This window comes from Nocardia acididurans, from assembly GCF_016741815.1.
Lineage (GTDB): Bacteria > Actinomycetota > Actinomycetes > Mycobacteriales > Mycobacteriaceae > Nocardia > Nocardia acididurans.
Genome location: NZ_JAERRJ010000005.1, coordinates 233,841 through 252,850 on the forward strand (window position 1 = coordinate 233,841; position 19,010 = coordinate 252,850).

19 protein-coding genes are annotated in these 19,010 nt (G+C 66.7%); 5 read left to right on the forward strand and 14 right to left on the reverse strand.

Annotated features, from left to right (window positions below; genetic code table 11):
• Positions 1-75: 75 nt before the first annotated feature.
• Both JK358_RS14200 and mftF read right to left on the reverse strand, forming a co-directional pair.
• Positions 76-1,431, reverse strand: a complete 1,356-nt coding sequence (locus JK358_RS14200; protein ID WP_201947717.1) for a GAF domain-containing protein — start codon at positions 1,429-1,431, stop codon at positions 76-78.
• A 155-nt stretch (positions 1,432-1,586) separates the two neighbouring features.
• Positions 1,587-2,981 carry a mycofactocin biosynthesis glycosyltransferase MftF gene (gene mftF, locus JK358_RS14205; RefSeq protein WP_201947719.1) on the reverse strand — a complete coding sequence of 465 codons (1,395 nt, stop codon included), beginning with the start codon at positions 2,979-2,981 and terminating at the stop codon, positions 1,587-1,589.
• 208 nt (positions 2,982-3,189) lie between these two features.
• Between mftF and mftR2 the strand changes: the two genes are divergently transcribed.
• Complete coding sequence (mftR2, locus tag JK358_RS14210) at positions 3,190-3,810, forward strand: mycofactocin system transcriptional regulator MftR2 (protein ID WP_201947722.1); 621 nt, start codon at positions 3,190-3,192, stop codon at positions 3,808-3,810.
• Between the two features lie 37 nt (positions 3,811-3,847).
• Complete coding sequence (locus JK358_RS14215; RefSeq protein ID WP_201947725.1) at positions 3,848-4,903, forward strand: ferredoxin--NADP reductase; 1,056 nt, start codon at positions 3,848-3,850, stop codon at positions 4,901-4,903.
• Positions 4,904-4,960: 57 nt separating this feature from the next.
• On the opposite strand, the gene JK358_RS14220 is transcribed toward JK358_RS14215, so the two are convergent.
• The 5 genes from JK358_RS14220 to JK358_RS14240 all read right to left on the reverse strand — a co-directional run bounded on the left by JK358_RS14220 (position 4,961) and on the right by JK358_RS14240 (position 9,302).
• On the reverse strand, positions 4,961-5,524 hold the full coding sequence (locus JK358_RS14220) for a transglycosylase SLT domain-containing protein (RefSeq protein WP_201947727.1): 564 nt from the start codon (positions 5,522-5,524) through the stop codon (positions 4,961-4,963).
• Positions 5,525-5,780: 256 nt separating this feature from the next.
• Positions 5,781-6,524, reverse strand: coding sequence for a DNA alkylation repair protein (locus tag JK358_RS14225; protein WP_201947728.1), 744 nt, complete (start codon positions 6,522-6,524; stop codon positions 5,781-5,783).
• 157 nt (positions 6,525-6,681) lie between these two features.
• Positions 6,682-8,118 carry a hypothetical protein gene (locus JK358_RS14230; protein WP_201947729.1) on the reverse strand — a complete coding sequence of 479 codons (1,437 nt, stop codon included), beginning with the start codon at positions 8,116-8,118 and terminating at the stop codon, positions 6,682-6,684.
• A 119-nt stretch (positions 8,119-8,237) separates the two neighbouring features.
• Entirely contained in the window at positions 8,238-8,858 is a 621-nt protein-coding gene (locus JK358_RS14235; RefSeq protein WP_201947730.1) for a TetR/AcrR family transcriptional regulator, read from the reverse strand.
• Positions 8,859-8,954: 96 nt separating this feature from the next.
• Positions 8,955-9,302, reverse strand: a complete 348-nt coding sequence (locus JK358_RS14240; protein WP_201947731.1) for an SPW repeat protein — start codon at positions 9,300-9,302, stop codon at positions 8,955-8,957.
• 154 nt (positions 9,303-9,456) lie between these two features.
• Between JK358_RS14240 and JK358_RS14245 the strand changes: the two genes are divergently transcribed.
• The 3 genes from JK358_RS14245 (at position 9,457) to JK358_RS14255 (ending at position 11,777) form a co-directional block, all read left to right on the forward strand.
• Complete coding sequence (locus tag JK358_RS14245) at positions 9,457-10,638, forward strand: NAD(P)/FAD-dependent oxidoreductase (RefSeq protein WP_201947732.1); 1,182 nt, start codon at positions 9,457-9,459, stop codon at positions 10,636-10,638.
• A gap of 112 nt (positions 10,639-10,750) precedes the next feature.
• Positions 10,751-11,518 (forward strand): glutamate racemase, encoded by a 768-nt coding sequence (locus tag JK358_RS14250; protein WP_201948369.1) that lies wholly within the window; start codon positions 10,751-10,753, stop codon positions 11,516-11,518.
• A 28-nt stretch (positions 11,519-11,546) separates the two neighbouring features.
• Positions 11,547-11,777, forward strand: coding sequence for a hypothetical protein (locus tag JK358_RS14255; protein WP_201947734.1), 231 nt, complete (start codon positions 11,547-11,549; stop codon positions 11,775-11,777).
• An 84-nt stretch (positions 11,778-11,861) separates the two neighbouring features.
• On the opposite strand, the gene tuf is transcribed toward JK358_RS14255, so the two are convergent.
• The 7 genes from tuf to hppD form a co-directional block, all read right to left on the reverse strand.
• Positions 11,862-13,052 carry an elongation factor Tu gene (gene tuf, locus JK358_RS14260; RefSeq protein WP_201947736.1) on the reverse strand — a complete coding sequence of 397 codons (1,191 nt, stop codon included), beginning with the start codon at positions 13,050-13,052 and terminating at the stop codon, positions 11,862-11,864.
• A gap of 117 nt (positions 13,053-13,169) precedes the next feature.
• Positions 13,170-15,275 (reverse strand): elongation factor G, encoded by a 2,106-nt coding sequence (fusA, locus tag JK358_RS14265; RefSeq protein WP_201947739.1) that lies wholly within the window; start codon positions 15,273-15,275, stop codon positions 13,170-13,172.
• 173 nt (positions 15,276-15,448) lie between these two features.
• Positions 15,449-15,919, reverse strand: a complete 471-nt coding sequence (rpsG, locus tag JK358_RS14270) for a 30S ribosomal protein S7 (RefSeq protein WP_014353063.1) — start codon at positions 15,917-15,919, stop codon at positions 15,449-15,451.
• The gene (rpsL, locus tag JK358_RS14275) at positions 15,919-16,293 is read right to left on the reverse strand and encodes a 30S ribosomal protein S12 (RefSeq protein ID WP_014353064.1); all 375 of its coding nucleotides are present in this window, start codon (positions 16,291-16,293) and stop codon (positions 15,919-15,921) included. The genes rpsG and rpsL overlap by 1 nt, the downstream gene beginning before the upstream one ends.
• Positions 16,294-16,573: 280 nt before the next feature.
• On the reverse strand, positions 16,574-17,134 hold the full coding sequence (locus tag JK358_RS14280; RefSeq protein ID WP_201947741.1) for a DUF3558 domain-containing protein: 561 nt from the start codon (positions 17,132-17,134) through the stop codon (positions 16,574-16,576).
• 8 nt (positions 17,135-17,142) lie between these two features.
• Positions 17,143-17,670, reverse strand: a complete 528-nt coding sequence (locus tag JK358_RS14285) for a DUF3558 domain-containing protein (protein ID WP_201947744.1) — start codon at positions 17,668-17,670, stop codon at positions 17,143-17,145.
• Positions 17,671-17,708: 38 nt separating this feature from the next.
• Positions 17,709-18,899: a 4-hydroxyphenylpyruvate dioxygenase gene (gene hppD / locus JK358_RS14290; RefSeq protein ID WP_201947746.1), complete on the reverse strand. Its 1,191-nt coding sequence runs from the start codon at positions 18,897-18,899 to the stop codon at positions 17,709-17,711.
• Positions 18,900-19,010: the final 111 nt, after the last annotated feature.

The window sequence follows — 19,010 nt, forward strand, 5'->3', positions numbered from 1 at the left end:
CGAGCGCGCAGAAAATGTGGGTGCAGCCACACGACGAAGCCGGGGTGTGACACACCCCACTTCCGGTTGCGAAGACTATGGCTCGAAACGTTGCAACTGCGTTGCATCGGCGCCCATGCGCCGATCGAGTACGCGGATCTTGGCTTCGATCTGCGAATACAAGGGAGAGTCCCGGTCAACGGTGGCGCGATAGGCAGCCCACGCCGCCGCATCGTCACGCCCCTCGGGACCCGAAGTCCACCGGCCCAATACCGTCGCGTCACCGGAACGCAGGACAGCGGTGCGCAATCGCACGCGCAATTCATCGCGAATGTCTATAACTCCCGGCGCGGTCGAACGCGGCAGCACCGGTCCCGAATAAAGCCGGACCGCCGCATCGACGTCCCCGGAATCCAGGGCGGCGCGCAGCGCCTCCACATCCGTGGCGATCGGAACCCGCAACCGGTACGGACGCGAACCGAAGACGTTCGGGCCCACCACCGAACGCAGCCGGGACATGGCCGCGCGAATCGTGGCATTGTCCAGATCCGCGTCATCCAGCAGCAGGGCCAGATGGTCGGCCGACAACCCCTCCTGATGTTCGGCCAGCAGCACCAGGATCTCGGCATGCCGCTGCGACAACGGGACTCGCTCCCCCGCGACCGTCAGCTGCGGCTGCCCCAGACCCAGCACCTCCAGGCCGAGCCGCTCCGGCACCGGGGCATCCGCACCCGTCCGGCGATCCTGACCCGACCGCACCGCGGTCAGCAGCAGATCCATCTCCGCGGCCGTCGCCGCCGCCTTCACCAGGGCCAGGATCTCCGGGCGCGCCACCCGCACCCCGCCCGCGATCATCAGCACGCCCACCAGGCGGCCGTCCGGATCATGAACGGGCGCAGCGGCTCCCGTGATCTGGTGCATGCGGTGCAGGAAATGCTCGGGGCCGTGGATCCAGGCCGCCCGGCCGGTGCGCACCACCAGGCCCACCGCATTGGTGCCCACCCGGCGCTCGCTCAGATCATTGCCCTCGCGCAGGCCCGCCTCGGCCGCGGCGCGCACCCGGTCGGCGCTGCCGTGCACCGACAGCACCCGGCCGAACTGATCGGCCACCACCACCATGAGTCCGGTGCTGGTGGCATCGCGCAGCAGCAGCTTGTCCACCAGCGGCATGGCCGACGCGATCGGATGTGCGTCGCGATACCGCTGCAGATCCGGGCCGCGCAGACCGCGACCGTCGTTGTCGTCCAACGGGTCGACACCGCCGCGCACACTGCGCAGCCACGATTCCAGCACCATGGGACGAAGCAGACCCGGGAGCTGACCGAGTTGTTCGCCGCCCACGCTCAAATAGCCATGGGCTTGTGCGGCATAGGCCTCCAGTGCGCCGAGCTGTGTTCCGCCCGAACCGGCACCGTACTGGGGAAGGCTCCCACCTGCGAGATTGCTGACCATTTGCCTTTCTTTCCGCCCCTGAGGGTACCGGCGGCAAAGTGGCTCGAAGGCGAAAGCCGTTTCTTTGTCCCGCAGGTCACACCGTGACGGTTGCCATGGCAAATGTGAGCTAGCTAGCAATTTGTCAAACAATACTTGTTCAGATAGCTCGTGGGTTAGTGCGGAGGCAGGGTCGGCCGCAACGCCGCCGCACTGCGCTGACGCATCGCACCGCGCCACAGACCCGCCCCGTACGCCACATCATCGAGCCGCTTGCACGCCACATAGCGCACCGGATCCAGCGAACCCGGCTCCCGATGAATGAACCAGTCCGCCAAACCATCCGCCACCGCCACCGTGACCGCGGTCTGCCGAATTCGACGCGAGCACAGCATCCCCAGCAGCGTCACCGGCCAATAGTCCCGGCACAGCGCCGCGGCCAGCCGCCATACGCCACCCGAAAAACCGCGCGCCATATAAATGGCCGCCACCCGCGTCGGATTGTCGAGTTCCGCGAAAACCCGGCGCAACCGGAACAACGTGGTCACCAAAGTCAGCAGACCACCGAGGAAACCCCAGCGCGTGAGCGTGCCGAACAGCAACGCCGTCGCCGCCGTCCACACCGGCAGCGACAGCGGCGCCGCCATCCCGGCGTGCCGCTGCCCCAGCGGGGCCACGCCGGTGCCGTGGGTGAGCTTGTGCACGAACCACTTTCGCAAGGTCACGGGGTTGCTGTGCGCGACCCGGGCGGCCGGCTCGTAACGCAGCCGCCAGCCCGCGCGGTCCAGCCGCCAGCACAGGTCGACGTCATCGCCCGCGCCCATCGACTCGTCGAATCCGCCATCGGCCAGCAACGCCGTGCGCCGCACCAGCAGCGCCGAACTCGGCACATACGGGACCGGGCCGTGCGCCTGCACCGCCGACTCCCGGCGGCCGCGATGCAGCGAACCGCGGGTGTGCTCGTAGCGGGCCAGCACCGTGGAATCCGGATCCATCGCCAGGATGCGCGGGGCCACCAGCGCCACCTTCGGATCGCTGAAATGCCCGAGCATGACCTCCAGCCAGCCGGTGCGGGGCAGCACGTCCGGATCCAGGAAGGCCACGAACTCCGTTGCGGCCGCTCGCAATCCGAAATTGCGCGCGGCGGACGGGCCGCGCCGGCGATCCCGGCGCAGCACCGTCACCCGGCAGCGCAGCGCGTGCGGAATCCGAACCGGGCGATCCGAACCGTCGTCCACCACGATCACCGTGTGGCCGCGCAGCGTCGACAGCAGCCGGCGCAGGCCCGCCTCGTCGTTGTGCACCGGCACGATCAACGTCACGTCCTCCACCGACGGCAGCAGGCGCGGACGCGGATTCGCCACCCCGGAGTCGAGCAGGCGTCTGGCAACACGGGCCGACGTAGGGCCGGTCACCTCGAGGTACCCGTCACCGATCATGGCCGCAGCTTCCGGCGCGAGTCGTAGCAACCGCGTCGGCGAACCGCCGACCAGGTACCGTCCACCGGAATAAGTGCGCACCCTGGGATCGATTCGCACCCCGAAACCATCGGGAAGGCGATCATGGCGCATTCCAGAAATGCTAAGGCAGCACACAATCAGCAACCATGAATGGCGCGCCGCCCAGTGCACCGACCGATGGGTAACCTTCCGCGGTCCGACCGAGCCCGACCGGCAACGGGATCGGACCTCTAGACTGCGGGAGGAAAATCGGCAGTTGAACAGGCAGGGGACGGAAATCCGTACCCACGGTGGTCGAGGTGGTATGGGAGTCGGGCGAATGCAGACAAGCGGGGGCGGCAATACCCTGTCGGAGGCCGAGATCGTCGAGGCCGCTCTTCGAGTGGTCCGCCAGGACGGCGTGGAGAAACTCTCCATGCGACGACTCTCCCGCGAACTCGGGGTTTCCCCGATGGCCCCCTATTACTACGTGGCCGACAAGCGCGAGCTACTCGATCTGGTGGCGACGGCCGCACTCACCGGAGTGCGCAAGCCCCCACCGGAATTCGGCCCGTGGCAAATGCGGCTGCGCGAAATCGTCGACCAGATCGACGAGAAACTGCGCAAGCATCCGGGCCTGGGCGATGTCCTCATCGAGCAGATGCTGGGCAAACAGCTCGACCTCATCGCGGCCGTGATGGAGATCCTGTTCGACGCGGGCTTCGACGATCGCAATGTGCTCTCGGCGTATGCGACGATCCACACCTACCTGTTCGGGCGCAGCAAAGTGAATCCGCGCGACCGCAACGCCCTGCACGACCGGGTGCTGCCCGAGGCCGTGGAACGCGCCACCAAGCATATGGCCGACCTGCGCGGGAAGTACTCCTACGACTTCTCCATGGACGTGCTGATCGCCGGGCTCGAAGCCCAGCTTGTCCGGCAGCGCGACAGCCACGTATAGTGAAACTAGAACACGTTCTAGTTTGCGAGAGGAATCTATGACCACCGTCGACGTACCGCACAGCTCGCGATCAGCCGTGCTGCGGGTCTCCGCGGTCATCAACGAGACGGCCGACTCCTGCTCGCTGGTATTCGACGTGCCCGAGGATCTCCGCGAGCGATTCACCTACCAGCCGGGACAATTCCTGACCCTGCGGATCCCCAGCGAACTCACCGGGTCCGTCGCACGCTGCTACTCGCTGGCCAGCTCGCCCTACACCGACGACAAGCCGAAGGTCACCGTCAAGCGCACGGTCGACGGGTACGGCTCGAACTGGTTGTGCGACAACCTCAAAGCCGGCGACAGCGTCGAAGTACTGCCGCCCTCAGGCGTTTTCACGCCCAAGAACCTGGATGCGGACATGTTGCTGTTCGCGGCGGGCAGCGGCATCACGCCGGTCATGTCGATCCTGAAATCCGCGCTGTCGCGGGGCAACGGGAAAATCGTCGTGGTCTACGCCAACCGCGACCACGACTCGGTCATCTTCGCCGGGGAGCTACGCGAGCTCGCCGACAAGCATCCGCAGCGACTCGTCGTCGTGCACTGGCTCGAGCACCTGCAGGGGCTGCCCACCGCGGATTCCCTTGCCTCCCTTGTCGCGCCCTACACCGAGCACGAAGCCTTCATGTGCGGGCCCAAGCCGTTCATGGACTGCGTGCACGATGCGCTCGCCCAACTCGGGGTGCCGCGCAACCGCACCCACGCCGAGGTGTTCAACTCGCTGTCCGGCGACCCGTTCGCCGACGTCGCGCCCGCCGAGATCTCCGACGAGGAAGCCGCCGACGCGGCCAGCGTCGAAGTCGAACTCGACGGTGAGACACACGAATTGACGTGGCCGCGCAGTCAGACGCTGGTCGACATCATGCTCTCCAAGGGCATCGACGTGCCTTACTCCTGCCTCGAAGGCGAATGCGGGTCCTGCGCCTGCACCGTGCTCGAGGGCACGGTCGAGATGGAGAACGCCGAGATCCTCGACCCCGAGGACATCGCCAACGGGTACATCCTCGGCTGCCAGGCGCGGCCGGTCACGGATCACCTGAAAATTCAGTTCTGACAAAGATATTCGGCCGCCACATCGTCGATGATGTGGCGGCCGAATTGTTTTCGTCGCTCAGTAGGCGCCGAAGACGTTGTCGATCGAGCCGTAGCGGTGCGCTGCGTAATTGCAGGCGGCCGCGATATTGGCGACCGGATCGTAGATGTCCCACGAGGTGCCCTCGACGTGGTACGCCTGGAAGGTCGGATCGATCACCTGCAGCAGGCCCTTCGACGGGATACCCGCCGCGGCATTCGAGTCGTACAGGTTGATGGCCTGCGGATTGCCGCCCGACTCCCGAATGATGTTGCGGAAGATGCCGTCGTAGCTGCCCGGGATGTTCTGCTGGTTCATCACGTACAGGGCGTTCTTGATCCAGCCGTCCAGGTTGTCCTGGAAGACCGGGGGCAGCAGTTCGTTGAACGGCGCGGGCAGGGTCCGCACGTAGTCGCGCACCTGGTTCTGCTGATCCTGCGGCAGCTGATTCAGCTGATCGGTGGCGACCTGCTTCACCTGCTGCGCGGGCTGCTGCAGTTCATTGGGCACGCCGGCGATGGGAGCCTCGGCGGACGCGGTCACGGGGACGATGATGATGGCGGCGGCGGCCAGGGCTGCCGGAATGAATGCGCGAAGTGTCATAAGTGTTTTGGGACAGCACGCATCACCGCGAGCGCCACGAGGACGCCCCGGGATGGGCCGCGGGTTGTAGTGAGACCGCTTACTCGAATGCCGACTGGCCGTCGAGTACTGCGCACCTAAACGGGCACACGGTCTGTTTCGACACATCACAGAATGGTCGCGATAGGTTAACGCACGCTGTCCGTAAACTGAACAAAAGGTGAACTAGCTAATTACCAGCTCGAGATTCGCTCGCATCGAGGCTCTGACCTGCGACTCAGCGCAAGGCGCGATAGTGGACACGCTCCTCGGGCGTGAGGTGTTCTGTGGCATAGCTCAGCGCCGTACGGCCCATCGCCGCGGCATGCGCCTCCAGGAACCCGGTCAGGAGTGCGGCGTCCACCCGCTTCCCGATCTCCCGCAACATCCACCCGACCGCCTTCTGAATCAGATCCCGCCGGTCGTCGAGCAGCCGTTCACACAACTCGAGGGTCGTACTCGCATCGCCCTGCTTGATGAAATGGAAGGTCGTCAACACCGCCACCCGGCGTTCCCACAACGAATCCCGTTGGGCCAGTTCAAAAATGAAATCCCGGGGCCGCTCGTAATACCACGGGCCGAAAATGAACTCCGCCGACGTATCGACCAGATCCCAGTTGTTCACCCGCCCCCGCTCCACGGCAGCCAGATACAGCCGGACGATCTCCTCCTGCAACGCCGCATCCCCGCCCCGCGCACGAGAAGCCTTGGCCATCCGCGCATTCAGGATCACCAACCCCGCCAGCCGATGCTCGTGCACCGCACTGTCGAGCAGCTTGTCGATCTCCGACAGCGCCAGCCCACCGAACTGCTTCGCCACCTTCCGGGTCGCGGGCACCCGCACCCCGATGAAGACGTCACCCTCCCCGTACTCCCCCGGCCCGGTCTTGAAGAACCGCTGCAGATGCACCGCATCCCCCGCATCGGACACCTTCGCCAACGCGTCCTGAACAGCCGCCGCAGTGAGCTCCGTACCGGTCACCGAACCATCATCGGCCACCCCACCGACACAATCGAGCACCACGCCGGAACCACCCGGGACAGGCGATCATGGGTGGATGAGCGGCCCTACCCCCACCACGGCCTTCCGCCCCGGCCAGAGTGTTCGGGCTCACCGTCTCCGACCGGTGAGACCCTGATCAAGCGGTTTCAGCCGCGGCCTGTAACAGCACCTCGCCGAACTTGCGCATATGGTCGGCGCCGCCGTACCAGGAGGACACCAGATCCACTGCGGCCGAACGGGTTCGGCGGGCGATGGCGACCAATTCGGCGACGGTGATCTCACCGGCTTCGGCCTGCGCCGCGGCCACCTCGAGATCGTGGCTGGAGACCAGCAGGGCCATGATCTGGTGTAGATCGATGGCCGGGGCGGTCGCGGCGGCGACCGGTTCAGCGGGCTCGGGGGCTCTGTAGCGCGAACGTCTCGGGTTCTGCTGGGCGGGAGCGGGTTCCGCGGTCTCGGCGGCGCGGCGCGGGGCGGCGGCCGGCTCCGGAGCGGACAGGCGCGGGGAGGCGGGCCGAGGCTCGCGGGCGGCACGGCGAGTGGGCGGCTCCTCGTCCACCGGCGCGCCGAAGGGAGCCGGATCCCGCTCGGGAGCCGCCGGGCGGGAAAGCGATTCGGCATCCTGCGCATCACGGGGGGAGGCCGGGGCCGCGGGCGAACGATACGAAAGATCCTGCGGCTCCGCGGCAGAGCTCTGCGGCAGCACCTGGGGCTCGCGCCGGGTGCGGGAGGGCAGCGGCTCCGGCGACGAGGACAGCGCGGACACATCCGTCAACGGCTGCCGGGACACGGACGTCGCATCGAACGTGGGCAACTGCGGGGAGGACGCCGCCTCCGCCACGGGAGCATGGGACAGCGACGGAATCTCCGGCGCGGACGCGTAGGACTGATCCGCCGCTTCCGATCCGGGAACGGCGGGGGGCCGGGCCGAGGTGTCCGACGCGGGAGGGTAGGGCAGGGAGGATGCGTCCGGTGCGGAGCGCTGGGCGAAGGGGTCGGCCGGGGTGCGCTGGGGCAGGGGGGCCGTGGGGCGCTGGGCGGAGGGGTCGTCGGGGGCGGTGTGGCGCTGGACGGGTTCCGCGGTCTCCTGGGCGCCGGCGGACAGGACGGCGTCGAGGCCCTGGGCGAGGCGGGGCAGCAGCGCTTCGACATCCTCGCTGACCCGGGGAAGGGCCGTGACCGGATCCGGGTCGGGGAGGCGGCGGCCCAGCACCGACTCGGGATCCGAGGCCAGGCGGCCCAGCACGGATTCGGCTTCCGGGCCGAGTCGGCCGGTCACCGGTTCGGGTGCCGCGGAGCCGTTCTGGGTCGGGTCGCCGTAGCCGGTCACCGCGCGGCGGGCCGCCGTGTCGGTGTCGGAGGTGAACGTGGGGGCGGGCGTCGTCCAGGTGGGCGGCAGTTCCGGGTGGTCGAAACCGTTGCGGGTGAAGGAATTGTGGGCGCCGGTGTCGATACCGGTCAGCGCCGGGTTCGAGGCGGGCGCCTGGCCGGAGGCATCCGGATTCGTCAGGCGGTAACCGCCCGGACGGGAATTACGGGAACCCCCGAGGCTGGTCGTGTAGTCGGCGTCCATGGCCGACATTCTTACCGGGCCGCCACCCGGGATGCGACTCGGGATGCGGCGAAAGCGATTCACGAACAACGGTATTGAGGGGCGATGCCGTCGTATTGGGGTGTTTACGACGGCCCCGATCAGCCCATCTGCGTCATTCCCGCGGCCACCACCTGCGCCACGTTGAAGATTTCATCACCTGTCGGCAGCGTCAATCCGTCCAGCGCGTGCAGGCGATCGGTACTCGCTATCGCGAACATCGCCGACACCCACGCCGCCGCACACGCCCGCAGCGTCCCCGGCTGCACCGGCCCCGGCGCGCTCGCGGCCAGCACCCGCGCCGTCACGTCCAGCAGCTGATCGCGCATGCGCCGCAATTGTTTCCGCACATCAGGATGCGTATCCGCCTCCCGCCACATGATGACCCGCAGCACCGAGGAGTGATTGTCCCGAAGATTCAGCGCCGCATCCAGATTCACCAGGCTCTTCGCCGGATCACCCGACACCACAACCGAATAGATGTCGTCGATGGGATTCGGCGGCACGCGTTCGGCCATCAGCGCCGACAGAATCGCGTCCTTGGTGGGGAAGTAGTAGAACACCAGACCCTTCGGCACATCCGCCGCCTTGGCGATGGCTGCCGTGGGGGTCGCATCGAAACCCTGTGCCGCGAACAACTTCTCAGCGGCATCCAGGATGAGCTTGCGGGCATCGCCGTCGGTCTTCTTGCTCCGGCGGCGGCCCGTGCGAGATAGGGGCATCTGCTCGACGTCCTCCTCACGACCGGAGAAGGTAAGCATATCCCGCGAATACGCCGATATCGGAGCCGGAGCCCGATACCGGCGTATCGCCCGATATCAGTGCGCCGTGTGCAGGTGGCTCGACACCTGCGGCAACGATGTGACCGCCAGCAAGGTGGTCACGGCACCCACCACCCACGCGAACCAGGACGCGCCGGAGTAGTCGGTGAAGCCCATCACCCAGGGGGAGATGAACAGCAGCACGCCCGCCACCGCGACCACATAGTCGACGACGCCGCCGAGGTATCCGGCGAGATGGGCGAGACCGCCGAGAGCGATGACGGCACCGAGGACGACGAGCGACCAGCGCGCGTCATCGTTGTGCCCCACCCACACGGGCGACAGGGCGGCGACCGCGCCGAGTACGACGGTCAGCACATCCTGCATCTTGCGGTCGGTGAACATTGTGGGCCTCCTCGAAGGCTGGGAATTTGTCCTGCTTTCGTTGTATGCCTGATTGACCGCCCGATCAATAAATCCTTGGCTACGATTCAGCCGCACATCGGATGTGGCGTAGCACACAGGCCCGCACGGCTGCGTGAACGGCTAGTGTTGCCCTATGCCGCAGGTGGTAGAACACGTTCTAATTGTTGGCGCGGGGCTGGCGGGATTGCGTACCGCCGAAGAGCTGCGAAACGCCGGTTACGAGGGGGAACTCGTACTCATCGGTGACGAGGAACGCGCGCCCTACGACCGGCCGCCACTGTCCAAACAGTATGTTCGCGGCGAAACCGACGACACCTGCCTGCGCGACCCCGAATTCTTCGCCGAACAACGCATCGACCTGCGCACCGGCACCCACGCCACCGGGGTCGACACCGCCGCCCGGCAGGTCACGCTATCGGACGGCAGCCGGATCGACTACGGACAGCTCGTCATCGCGACGGGACTGCGGCCCCGGCGCATTCCGGGCTTCGACGGCATCCGCGGCGTGCACGTGCTGCGCTCGCACGCCGACGCGGCCGGACTGCGCGAACATCTGGCGACCGCCCGCACCGCCGTCATCGTGGGCGCGGGATTCATCGGATGCGAACTCGCGGCCAGCTTCCGCTCCCGCGGACTCGAGGTCACGCTCGTCGAACCCCAGGCCACTCCCCTGGCCGCCGCCCTCGGCGAACAGGTCGGCGCGCTGGTCGCCCGCACCCACCGCGAGGAAGGCGTCGTGCTGCGCTGCGGCATCGGCGTGAAAAACCTCGTCACCGAGGACGATTCGGTGCGCGGCGTGCAGCTGAGCGACGGCAGCGTGCTCGACGCCGACCTGGTGGTGGTCGGCATCGGCTCGGTGCCCGCCACCGACTGGCTGGCCGGCTCCGGCATCCCGCTCGCCATGCCCGGCGACGGCGGCGGCGTACTCACCGACGAGACCGGGCGCACAAGCGTCGACGGCGTGTGGGCGGTCGGCGACGTCGCGGCCTGGCCGCACCGCGTCGGCCGCAACAAGCGCGTCGAGCACTGGACCAATGCGGGCGAACAGGCCACCGTCCTGGCCGCCGCGCTGCTCGGAACCGAACAGCCGCCCGCACAGGTGCCCTACGTGTGGAGCGACCAGTACGACCTGAAGATCCAGGTGCTCGGCATCCCGGCGCTCGCCGACGAGGTGCGGATCATCGAGGACAAAGGCCGCAAGTTCCTCGCCCACTACCTGCGCGCGGGCACCCTCGTCGCCGTGGTCGGCGGAAGCATGGCGGGCAAGGTCATGAAGATGCGCGCCCAGCTCGCGGGAGCCCAGCCCGTCGCCTGACAACTCGCGCCGGCCCCCGGTTCCGGTCGGATTCCGACCGGAGCCGCCGAATACAGGTGATCAGGCCGGACCCATTACCGGTCCCGGTGTCTCATTCACTACCGTGGCAAGGGTGATCGTGGCGCTCATCGACTCAGGGCTGGGGCTGCTGCCGACCGCGGCGTGGTTGCGGAAGCTGCGGCCCGATCTCGACCTGCTGTTGCAGAACGACCCCGACGGCGCGCCGTGGGGGCCGAAGCCCGAGCAGTGGGTCGTGGACCGGGTGCTCGAAACGGCCCGCGCCTCGCTGCGTGAGGGCGCGGAAGTCATTGTGCTGCCGTGTAATACGGCCAGCGTCACCGCCCTCGAACATGTCCGCGCCATGGTCGGGCCGGGAGTGCCGGTGATCGGCACCGTGCCCGCCATCAAGCCCGCCGCCGCGGCTTGCCGCAAGGTTGCGGTCTGGGCCACCGCCGCCACGACGGCCAGCGACTACCAGGCCGACCTCATCGCCCGCTTCGGCGGCGACGCCGAAGTCACCGGCGTCGCCTGCCACGGGCTCGCCGACGCCATCGACCGCGGCGACCTCCCCGCCGTCACCGAGGCAATCGCCGACGCGGCCGCCCGCACCCCCGCGGGCACCGAGGGAATCGTCCTCGGCTGCACCCACTACCCGCTGGTCCTCGACGCCATCCTCGCCGCGCTGCCCGAGGGCGTCCGCATCTTCGACAGCGCCGAAGCCGTCGCCGCCCAGACCCTGCGCCGCATCGACGCTCTCGGCCGCCCGACCGCGGGCACCGGCACCGTCCGCGTCATCGCCTCCGGCCGCCCCGGCCAACTCCCCACCGCCGCAGCCGCTTTCGACTCCGGCCGACTGCTCGGAGCAGGTTCGCTCGTTTGACGCCCAGCCGGCCGGGCAGGTCTCTCACATGAGTGAGAAAGAAGAAGAGATACATCGCGAGTCCGCGAAACAGGACGACCGGACCATCACCGCGGAACCCGAAGTCCAGCAGAAACATCGGGACGAAGCGCATCGGATGGCGGAGACCTACGCCGACGACCGCCCGCACACCGTGCTACCCGGCACCGACGGCATGATCGCAGGCACTGCCGTGGCCGACTGGATCGACGAGGACGGCAACCCGATTCGCGACGAGTGACCCGGAAACGCAAACGGCGCCGCCCCTTTCGGAGCGACGCCGTTCGACTAGCGATTCAGCGAATCACCTTGTGATTTCAGGAAATCACTTGATGATCTTGGTGACGCGACCGGCACCGACGGTGCGGCCACCCTCACGGATCGCGAAACGCAGGCCCTCGTCCATGGCGACCGGCTGGATGAGCTTGACGCTCATCTCGGTGTTGTCGCCGGGCATGACCATCTCGGTGCCCTCGGGGAGGGTCACGACGCCGGTCACGTCCGTGGTACGGAAGTAGAACTGCGGGCGGTAGTTGTTGAAGAACGGGGTGTGGCGGCCGCCCTCGTCCTTCGACAGGATGTACGCCTGGCCCTCGAACTCGGTGTGCGGGGTGGTGGTGCCCGGCTTGATGACGACCTGGCCGCGCTCCACGTCCTCGCGCTTGATGCCACGGACCAGCAGGCCGACGTTGTCGCCCGCCTGGCCGTTGTCGAGCAGCTTGCGGAACATCTCGATGCCCGTGATGGTGGTCTTGGTGACCTTCTCGCGGATGCCGACGATCTCGACTTCCTCGTTCACGTTGACCACACCGCGCTCGATACGACCGGTGACGACGGTGCCACGACCGGTGATCGTGAAGACGTCCTCGATCGGCATCAGGAACGGCTTGTCGGTCTCACGGACCGGGTCCGGGATCGACTCGTCGACGGCGTTCATCAGGTCGAGAACGGACTGCGCCCACTTCTCGTCACCCTCGAGGGCCTTCAGGCCGGAGACGCGCACGACGGGGGCATCCTCGTCGAACTCCTGCGAAGCCAGCAGCTCGCGGACCTCCATCTCGACGAGCTCGAGGATTTCCTCGTCGTCGACCATGTCGGACTTGTTCAGCGCGACAAGGATGTAGGGCACGCCGACCTGGCGGGCGAGCAGCACGTGCTCACGGGTCTGCGGCATCGGGCCGTCGGTGGCGGCCACGACCAGGATCGCGCCGTCCATCTGGGCGGCACCGGTGATCATGTTCTTGATGTAGTCCGCGTGACCGGGGGCGTCGACGTGCGCGTAGTGGCGCTTCTCGGTCTGGTACTCGACGTGGGAGATGTTGATCGTGATACCACGAGCCTTCTCCTCCGGCGCCTTGTCGATCTGATCGAACGCGAACGCGGCGTTCAGATCCGGGTACTTGTCAGCCAGCACCTTGGTGATCGCGGCAGTCAGCGTGGTCTTGCCGTGGTCGACGTGACCGATGGTGCCGATGTTGACGTGGGGCTTCGTCCGCTCGAACTTCGCCTTCGCCACTGTGGTCCTCCTGGACTAGTTAGTGCGTGCTTTTTTGCAGCAGTGCGGTTTGTATTACAGGGGGTCGTTCAGCCGACCGGTACGGGACGGATTCTCGCAAACCCGTCCCGCGGCGAATTACTCGCCGGTCGCCTTGGCGATGATCTCCTTCGACACATTGGCCGGAACCTCTGCGTACGAAGCGAACACCATGGAGAAGTTCGCCCGGCCCTGGGTCTTCGACCGCAGGTCACCGATGTAACCGAACATCTCCGAGAGCGGAACCAGCGCCTTGACGACACGGGCACCACTGCGTTCCTCCATGGCCTGGATCTGGCCACGGCGGGAGTTCAGGTCGCCGATCACTTCGCCCATGTAATCCTCGGGCGTGGTGACCTCGACAGCCATGAGGGGCTCGAGGATGACGGGACCGGCCTTGCGGGCCGCTTCCTTCAGCGCCATCGCGCCGGCGATCTTGAACGCCATTTCCGAGGAGTCGACCTCGTGGTAGGCGCCGTCGAGCAGCTGAGCCTTCACGTTCACCAGGGGGAAGCCCGCGAGCACACCGTACTGCATGGCGTCCTGGATGCCGGCGTCCACCGAAGGGATGTACTCACGCGGAACGCGGCCACCGGTGACCTTGTTCTCGAACTCGTAGGTCGCGCCGTCCTCGGCGTCGACCAGCGGAGCGAGCGAGATGATGACGCGGGCGAACTGACCCGAACCACCGGTCTGCTTCTTGTGCGTGTACTCGTACTTGTCCACGGTCTTGGTGAGGGTCTCACGGTAGGCCACCTGCGGCTTACCGATATTGGCCTCGACCTTGAACTCGCGCTTCATGCGGTCGACGTAGATGTCGAGCTGGAGCTCGCCCATGCCGCCGATGACGGTCTGGCCGGTCTCCTGATCCAGCTTCACGTTGAAGGTGGGGTCCTCCTCCGCGAACTTCTGGATCGCGGTGCCCAGCTTCTCCTGGTCGGCCTTCGTCTTCGGCTCGATGGCCACCTCGATGACCGGATCCGGGAAGGTCATGGACTCCAGCACGATCTGGTTCTGCGGATCGCACAGGGTGTCACCCGTGGTGGTGTCCTTCAGACCGATGACCGCGTAGATGTGGCCGGCCACGGCCTCGGGAACCGGGTTCTCCTTGTTGGAGTGCATCTGGAACAGCTTGCCCAGACGCTCCTTCTTGCCCTTGGTCGCGTTGATGACCTGGGCGCCGGAGTCGACCTTGCCCGAGTACACGCGGACGTAGGTCAGCTTGCCGAAGAAGGGGTGGGTGGCGATCTTGAACGCCAGCGCCGCGAAAGGCTCGTCCGAGGACGGCTTCCGGGTCAGCACCTCTTCTTCCTTGCCGGGCACGTGGCCCTGCACGGACTCGACATCCAGCGGCGACGGCAGGTAGTCGATGACCGCGTCGAGCATGGGCTGCACGCCCTTGTTCTTGAACGCGGAACCGCACAGCACCGGGTACAGCTCGGAGTTGACGGTCATCTTGCGGATGGCGCCCTTGATCTCCTCGATCGAGAGCTCCTCGCCGCCGAAGAACTTCTCCAGCAGCGCCTCATCCGACTCGGCGACGGTCTCGAGCAGCTCCTGGCGGTACTGCTCGGCGCGCTCCTTGAGATCCTCGGGGATCTCGACTACCTCGTAGGACTCGCCCAGCTTGGTCTCGCCACGCCACACCTTGGCGTTGTTCTCGACCAGATCGACGATGCCCTCGAAGGTGTCCTCGGCGCCGATCGGGAGCTGGATCACCAGCGGGCGGGCGCCCAGGCGGTCCTTGATGGTCTGCACGGTGAAGTAGAAGTCCGCGCCCAGCTTGTCCATCTTGTTGACGAAGCAGATACGCGGGACGTCGTACTTGTCGGCCTGACGCCACACCTGCTCGGACTGCGGCTCGACACCCTCTTTACCGTCGAACACCGCGACAGCGCCGTCGAGGACGCGGAGCGAACGCTCCACCTCTACGGTGAAGTCGACGTGCCCGGGGGTGTCGATGATGTTGATCTGGTTGTCTTTCCAGTAGCAGGTCGTCGCGGCCGACGTGATCGTGATGCCGCGTTCCTGCTCCTGGGCCATCCAGTCCATGGTGGCCGCACCGTCGTGCACCTCACCGATCTTGTACGTGATGCCGGTGTAGAAGAGGATGCGTTCGGTGGTCGTCGTCTTACCGGCATCGATGTGGGCCATGATGCCGATGTTGCGGACCCTGTTCAGGTCGGTGAGCACTTCCTGTGCCACGGAAATCTTCCCGTCTCGTAGCTAGTTGGGGAACGACCCTGGCTTCTCCAGCGGTCATCACTGTGTCAACGCCCGGCGCGGTACGCGAGTGCCGCGCCGGACTGTGACTCGACTCCCGGCACATCCGGCTAGAGCCAGATTCGAGCTCACGCTCGGCGGTGCCGGGGGACGACTCACCAGCGGTAGTGCGCGAACGCCCGGTTGGACTCGGCCATCTTGTGGGTGTCCTCGCGACGCTTCACCGAAGCGCCCAGACCGTTGCTGGCATCGAGGAGCTCGTTGGCCAGACGCTCGACCATGGTCTTCTCACGACGAGCGCGCGAGAAGTTGACCAGCCAGCGCAGCGCGAGGGTGTTGGCGCGGCCCGGACGGACCTCGACCGGCACCTGGTAGGTGGCACCACCGACACGACGGGGCTTGACCTCGAGCGACGGCTTGACGTTGTCCAGCGCGCGCTTCAGGGTCACGACCGGATCGGTGCCGGTCTTCTCGCGAGCCTGCTCGAGGGCGCCGTAGACGATGCGCTCGGCGGTGGACTTCTTGCCGTCCAGCAGGATCTTGTTGACGAGCTGCGTCACCAGGGGCGAGCCGTAGACCGGATCGTTGATCAGGGGACGCTTGGGAGCGGGGCCCTTACGCGGCATTAGCTCTTCTCCTTCTTGGCGCCGTAGCGGCTGCGGGCCTGCTTGCGGTTCTTGACACCCTGGGTGTCGAGCGAGCCGCGGATGATCTTGTAGCGCACACCCGGGAGGTCCTTCACACGACCGCCGCGGACGAGCACCATCGAGTGCTCCTGCAGGTTGTGACCCTCACCGGGGATGTACGCCGTGACCTCGACCGCGCTGGTCAGGCGAACACGCGCGACCTTACGCAGCGCGGAGTTCGGCTTCTTCGGGGTCGTGGTGTACACGCGGGTGCACACGCCACGACGCTGCGGGCTCCCCTTGAGGGCCGCAGTCTTGGTCTTGGCGACCTTGTCGCGGCGACCCTTGCGGACCAGCTGGTTGATGGTTGGCATAGACCGGCTTTCCTTATTAGTAACCAGGTGTCTGGAACTTCATGTCTGTGTCATTCGAGCTTTTCGCCCTGTTCTCGTGGCATTTCCTCACCACGGGGTCGGGCGTGTCGTGCTCAGCGCGTAATCCTAAACCCGGACACGCTGAAACGGTCAGCCGCTCTCGCTGGCCTACGTACTGCGCACAAACCTGCCCGCATGCTTCCGGGCACAGCGGTCCACGATACCCGCCGTGTTTTCGAGGGGCAAAAAGGGGTCCCCGAACCGGGGCTGGTAGAGGGGTTTATCGCGCCACATTGAGGGTCAGCTCGACCAGTTTCGACGCCGCTTCACAGGGGTCGGCGTGCGCGGATCCGGCGCGGTAGTTGACCCACCAGCCGACAATGCCCGCGTCGGCGGCCGGAGCCGCCACACCGCAGGAGTCCGGATCGTTGGGGCGGCGGGTCTCCAGCGAGCGACGCCCTTCGACCTGTATGTCGTTGGTCACATAGCCGAGCCGGTCGTTGTTCGCCTTTTCGTTTGCGAGCGAACCGTTCTCGTACCAACTCAGCGTCACCATGCCGCTGCCCGCCGAACCGCCGGACAGATCCCACATGCAGACCGCGCCGCTGAAGGACCCGGTCGGGATGGTGCCGTCGCCGACCGCCTTGGAGATCTCGTCGACGCTCACCACCTCGCATTCGCGCAGCAGTTTGTCGAACTTCGTATTGATCTTGGATTGCCCGCCGGTGGTGCCGCCTGCGGGCAGCGCGTTGCCGGGCACGGTGCGACCGCAACCGGTCAGCGACACGGCCACCAGCAGCAGGGCCGCGGCTGTGCACACGGCACGTGATTCAGGCTTCATGGCTTTCCCTACCCGAGCCGGCTCATGGTCAGTTCGGCGAACTGACGCGTCACAGTGCAGGCCGTCTGCCCGGCCGGGACCGGGCCCGCGAACGACCACTCGAAGAAGTCGTCATCCAATTGGATTGCGAAGTCGCACAATTCACCGCCGAGGGTGACGGCGTACGCCTGGAAACCGGTCTTGCCCGCGACGGTGATCTCCTCCGGGCTGCGCCCCTGCAGCGCCTCCCACGCCTCCTCGCGCGCCAGCGGGCTGCCGCGGTAGGACGCGAACGTCACCTCGGCGCTCGACCCCGACGACTTCCAGTGGCAGCCCACCGAGTTCCGGTACACCTGCAACGTTCCGGTGACCCCGCCGATCTGCCGGATCTCGTCATCGGTCACATGACCGCACTCCCCGACGAAGGGTCCGAGGGTCGCCACCTTCGGTGGTGTCCGCACGCCGGTAGGTGAATCGTCCCCGTCACCGTTTCCCCCGCATGCCGACAACAGCAACGCGAGGGATATCCCGCTGACGATCGCCGACGTGAGCCGCATGGCGCCGACTCTACCCAGACCCGGCGAACGCGCACGGCTCAGAGGTTTCCGCGCGCGGCCTGTTCGCGTTCGATGGCTTGGAAGAGGGCCTTGAAGTTGCCCTTGCCGAAGCCGAGCGAGCCGTGGCGCTCGATCAGTTCGAAGAACACGGTGGGACGGTCGGTGAGCGGTTTGGTGAAGATCTGGAGGAGGTAGCCGTCCTCGTCGCGGTCCACGAGGATGCCGCGCTTCTGGAGTTCCTCGACGGGCGTGCGAACCCGGCCGATGCGGGCGCGGAGTTCGGGATCCTCGTAGTAGGTGGCCGGGGTGTCGAGGAATTCGACGCCCTCGGAGCGGAGCGTGTCCACGGCCGTGAGGATGTCGGAGGTGGCCAGGGCGATGTGCTGGACGCCGGGCCCCTGATAGAACTCGAGGTACTCGTCGATCTGGGAGCGCTTGCGCGACACCGCGGGTTCATTCAGGGGGAACTTCACGCGGTGGTTGCCGTTGGCGACGACCTTGCTCATCAGGGCGGAGTAGTCGGTGGCGATATCGTCGCCGACGAATTCGGCCATGTTCTGGAAACCCATGACGCGGCGGTAGAACTCGACCCAGTGATCCATGCGGCCCAGTTCCACATTGCCGACCACATGGTCGATGGCCTGGATGATGCGCTTGGCGCGCGGGCTGTAGGTGGAACGGCGGGGGACGTAGCCCGGGAGATAGGGGCCGTCGTAGCGGGAGCGGTCCACCAGCGTGTGGCGGGTGTCGCCGTAGGTGGCGATGGCCGCCGAGCGGACGGTGCCGAATTCGTCTGTGCTGTCGTGGGGTTCGACGAGCACGGTGGCGCCCTGGGCGCGGGCGTGGGCGATGCAGCGGTCCACGTCGGGGACCTCCAGGGCGATGTCGACGATCCCGTCCCCGTGCCGATCGTGGTGCGCGACAAGCGGACTGGCGGGATCCACCGCACCCTTGACGACGAATCGGATGCCGCCGCTGCGCAATACGAACGCCTTGTGGTCGCGGTTGCCGGTCTCGGGGCCCGAGTAGGCCTCCAACCGCAGGCCGAAGGCGGATTCCAGGAAGTGTGCGGTCTGGGTGGCGTTGCCGACCACCCAGACCAGCGCGTCCCAGCCCAGCACGGGGAACGGGTCGGCGGTGGCATCGTGATCCACCAGGCCGACGAGTCGGCGCAGATCCTCGGGTTCGGGCTGGTCGGCGGGCCGTCGGTCAGCAACCTCGATGCTCATGAACCTAGGAAATCGCTGCGGCGGCGAATGAGCAATATCGTGCGATTCGGGTAGACACCCTGGCGGATTACGCCACCAGCGACCGGATTGTGCTGGACAATTTGAATAGAA

Coding starts and splice junctions, on each gene's coding strand:
- JK358_RS14200 (WP_201947717.1), bottom strand. CDS start 1,431: ATGGTCAGCAATCTCGCAGGTGGGAGCCTTCCCCAGTACGGTGCCGGT.
- mftF (WP_201947719.1), bottom strand. CDS start 2,981: ATGCGCCATGATCGCCTTCCCGATGGTTTCGGGGTGCGAATCGATCCC.
- mftR2 (WP_201947722.1), top strand. CDS start 3,190: ATGCAGACAAGCGGGGGCGGCAATACCCTGTCGGAGGCCGAGATCGTC.
- JK358_RS14215 (WP_201947725.1), top strand. CDS start 3,848: ATGACCACCGTCGACGTACCGCACAGCTCGCGATCAGCCGTGCTGCGG.
- JK358_RS14220 (WP_201947727.1), bottom strand. CDS start 5,524: ATGACACTTCGCGCATTCATTCCGGCAGCCCTGGCCGCCGCCGCCATC.
- JK358_RS14230 (WP_201947729.1), bottom strand. CDS start 8,118: ATGGACGCCGACTACACGACCAGCCTCGGGGGTTCCCGTAATTCCCGT.
- JK358_RS14235 (WP_201947730.1), bottom strand. CDS start 8,858: ATGCCCCTATCTCGCACGGGCCGCCGCCGGAGCAAGAAGACCGACGGC.
- JK358_RS14240 (WP_201947731.1), bottom strand. CDS start 9,302: ATGTTCACCGACCGCAAGATGCAGGATGTGCTGACCGTCGTACTCGGC.
- JK358_RS14245 (WP_201947732.1), top strand. CDS start 9,457: ATGCCGCAGGTGGTAGAACACGTTCTAATTGTTGGCGCGGGGCTGGCG.
- JK358_RS14255 (WP_201947734.1), top strand. CDS start 11,547: ATGAGTGAGAAAGAAGAAGAGATACATCGCGAGTCCGCGAAACAGGAC.
- rpsG (WP_014353063.1), bottom strand. CDS start 15,919: ATGCCGCGTAAGGGCCCCGCTCCCAAGCGTCCCCTGATCAACGATCCG.
- rpsL (WP_014353064.1), bottom strand. CDS start 16,293: ATGCCAACCATCAACCAGCTGGTCCGCAAGGGTCGCCGCGACAAGGTC.
- JK358_RS14280 (WP_201947741.1), bottom strand. CDS start 17,134: ATGAAGCCTGAATCACGTGCCGTGTGCACAGCCGCGGCCCTGCTGCTG.
- JK358_RS14285 (WP_201947744.1), bottom strand. CDS start 17,670: ATGCGGCTCACGTCGGCGATCGTCAGCGGGATATCCCTCGCGTTGCTG.
- hppD (WP_201947746.1), bottom strand. CDS start 18,899: ATGAGCATCGAGGTTGCTGACCGACGGCCCGCCGACCAGCCCGAACCC.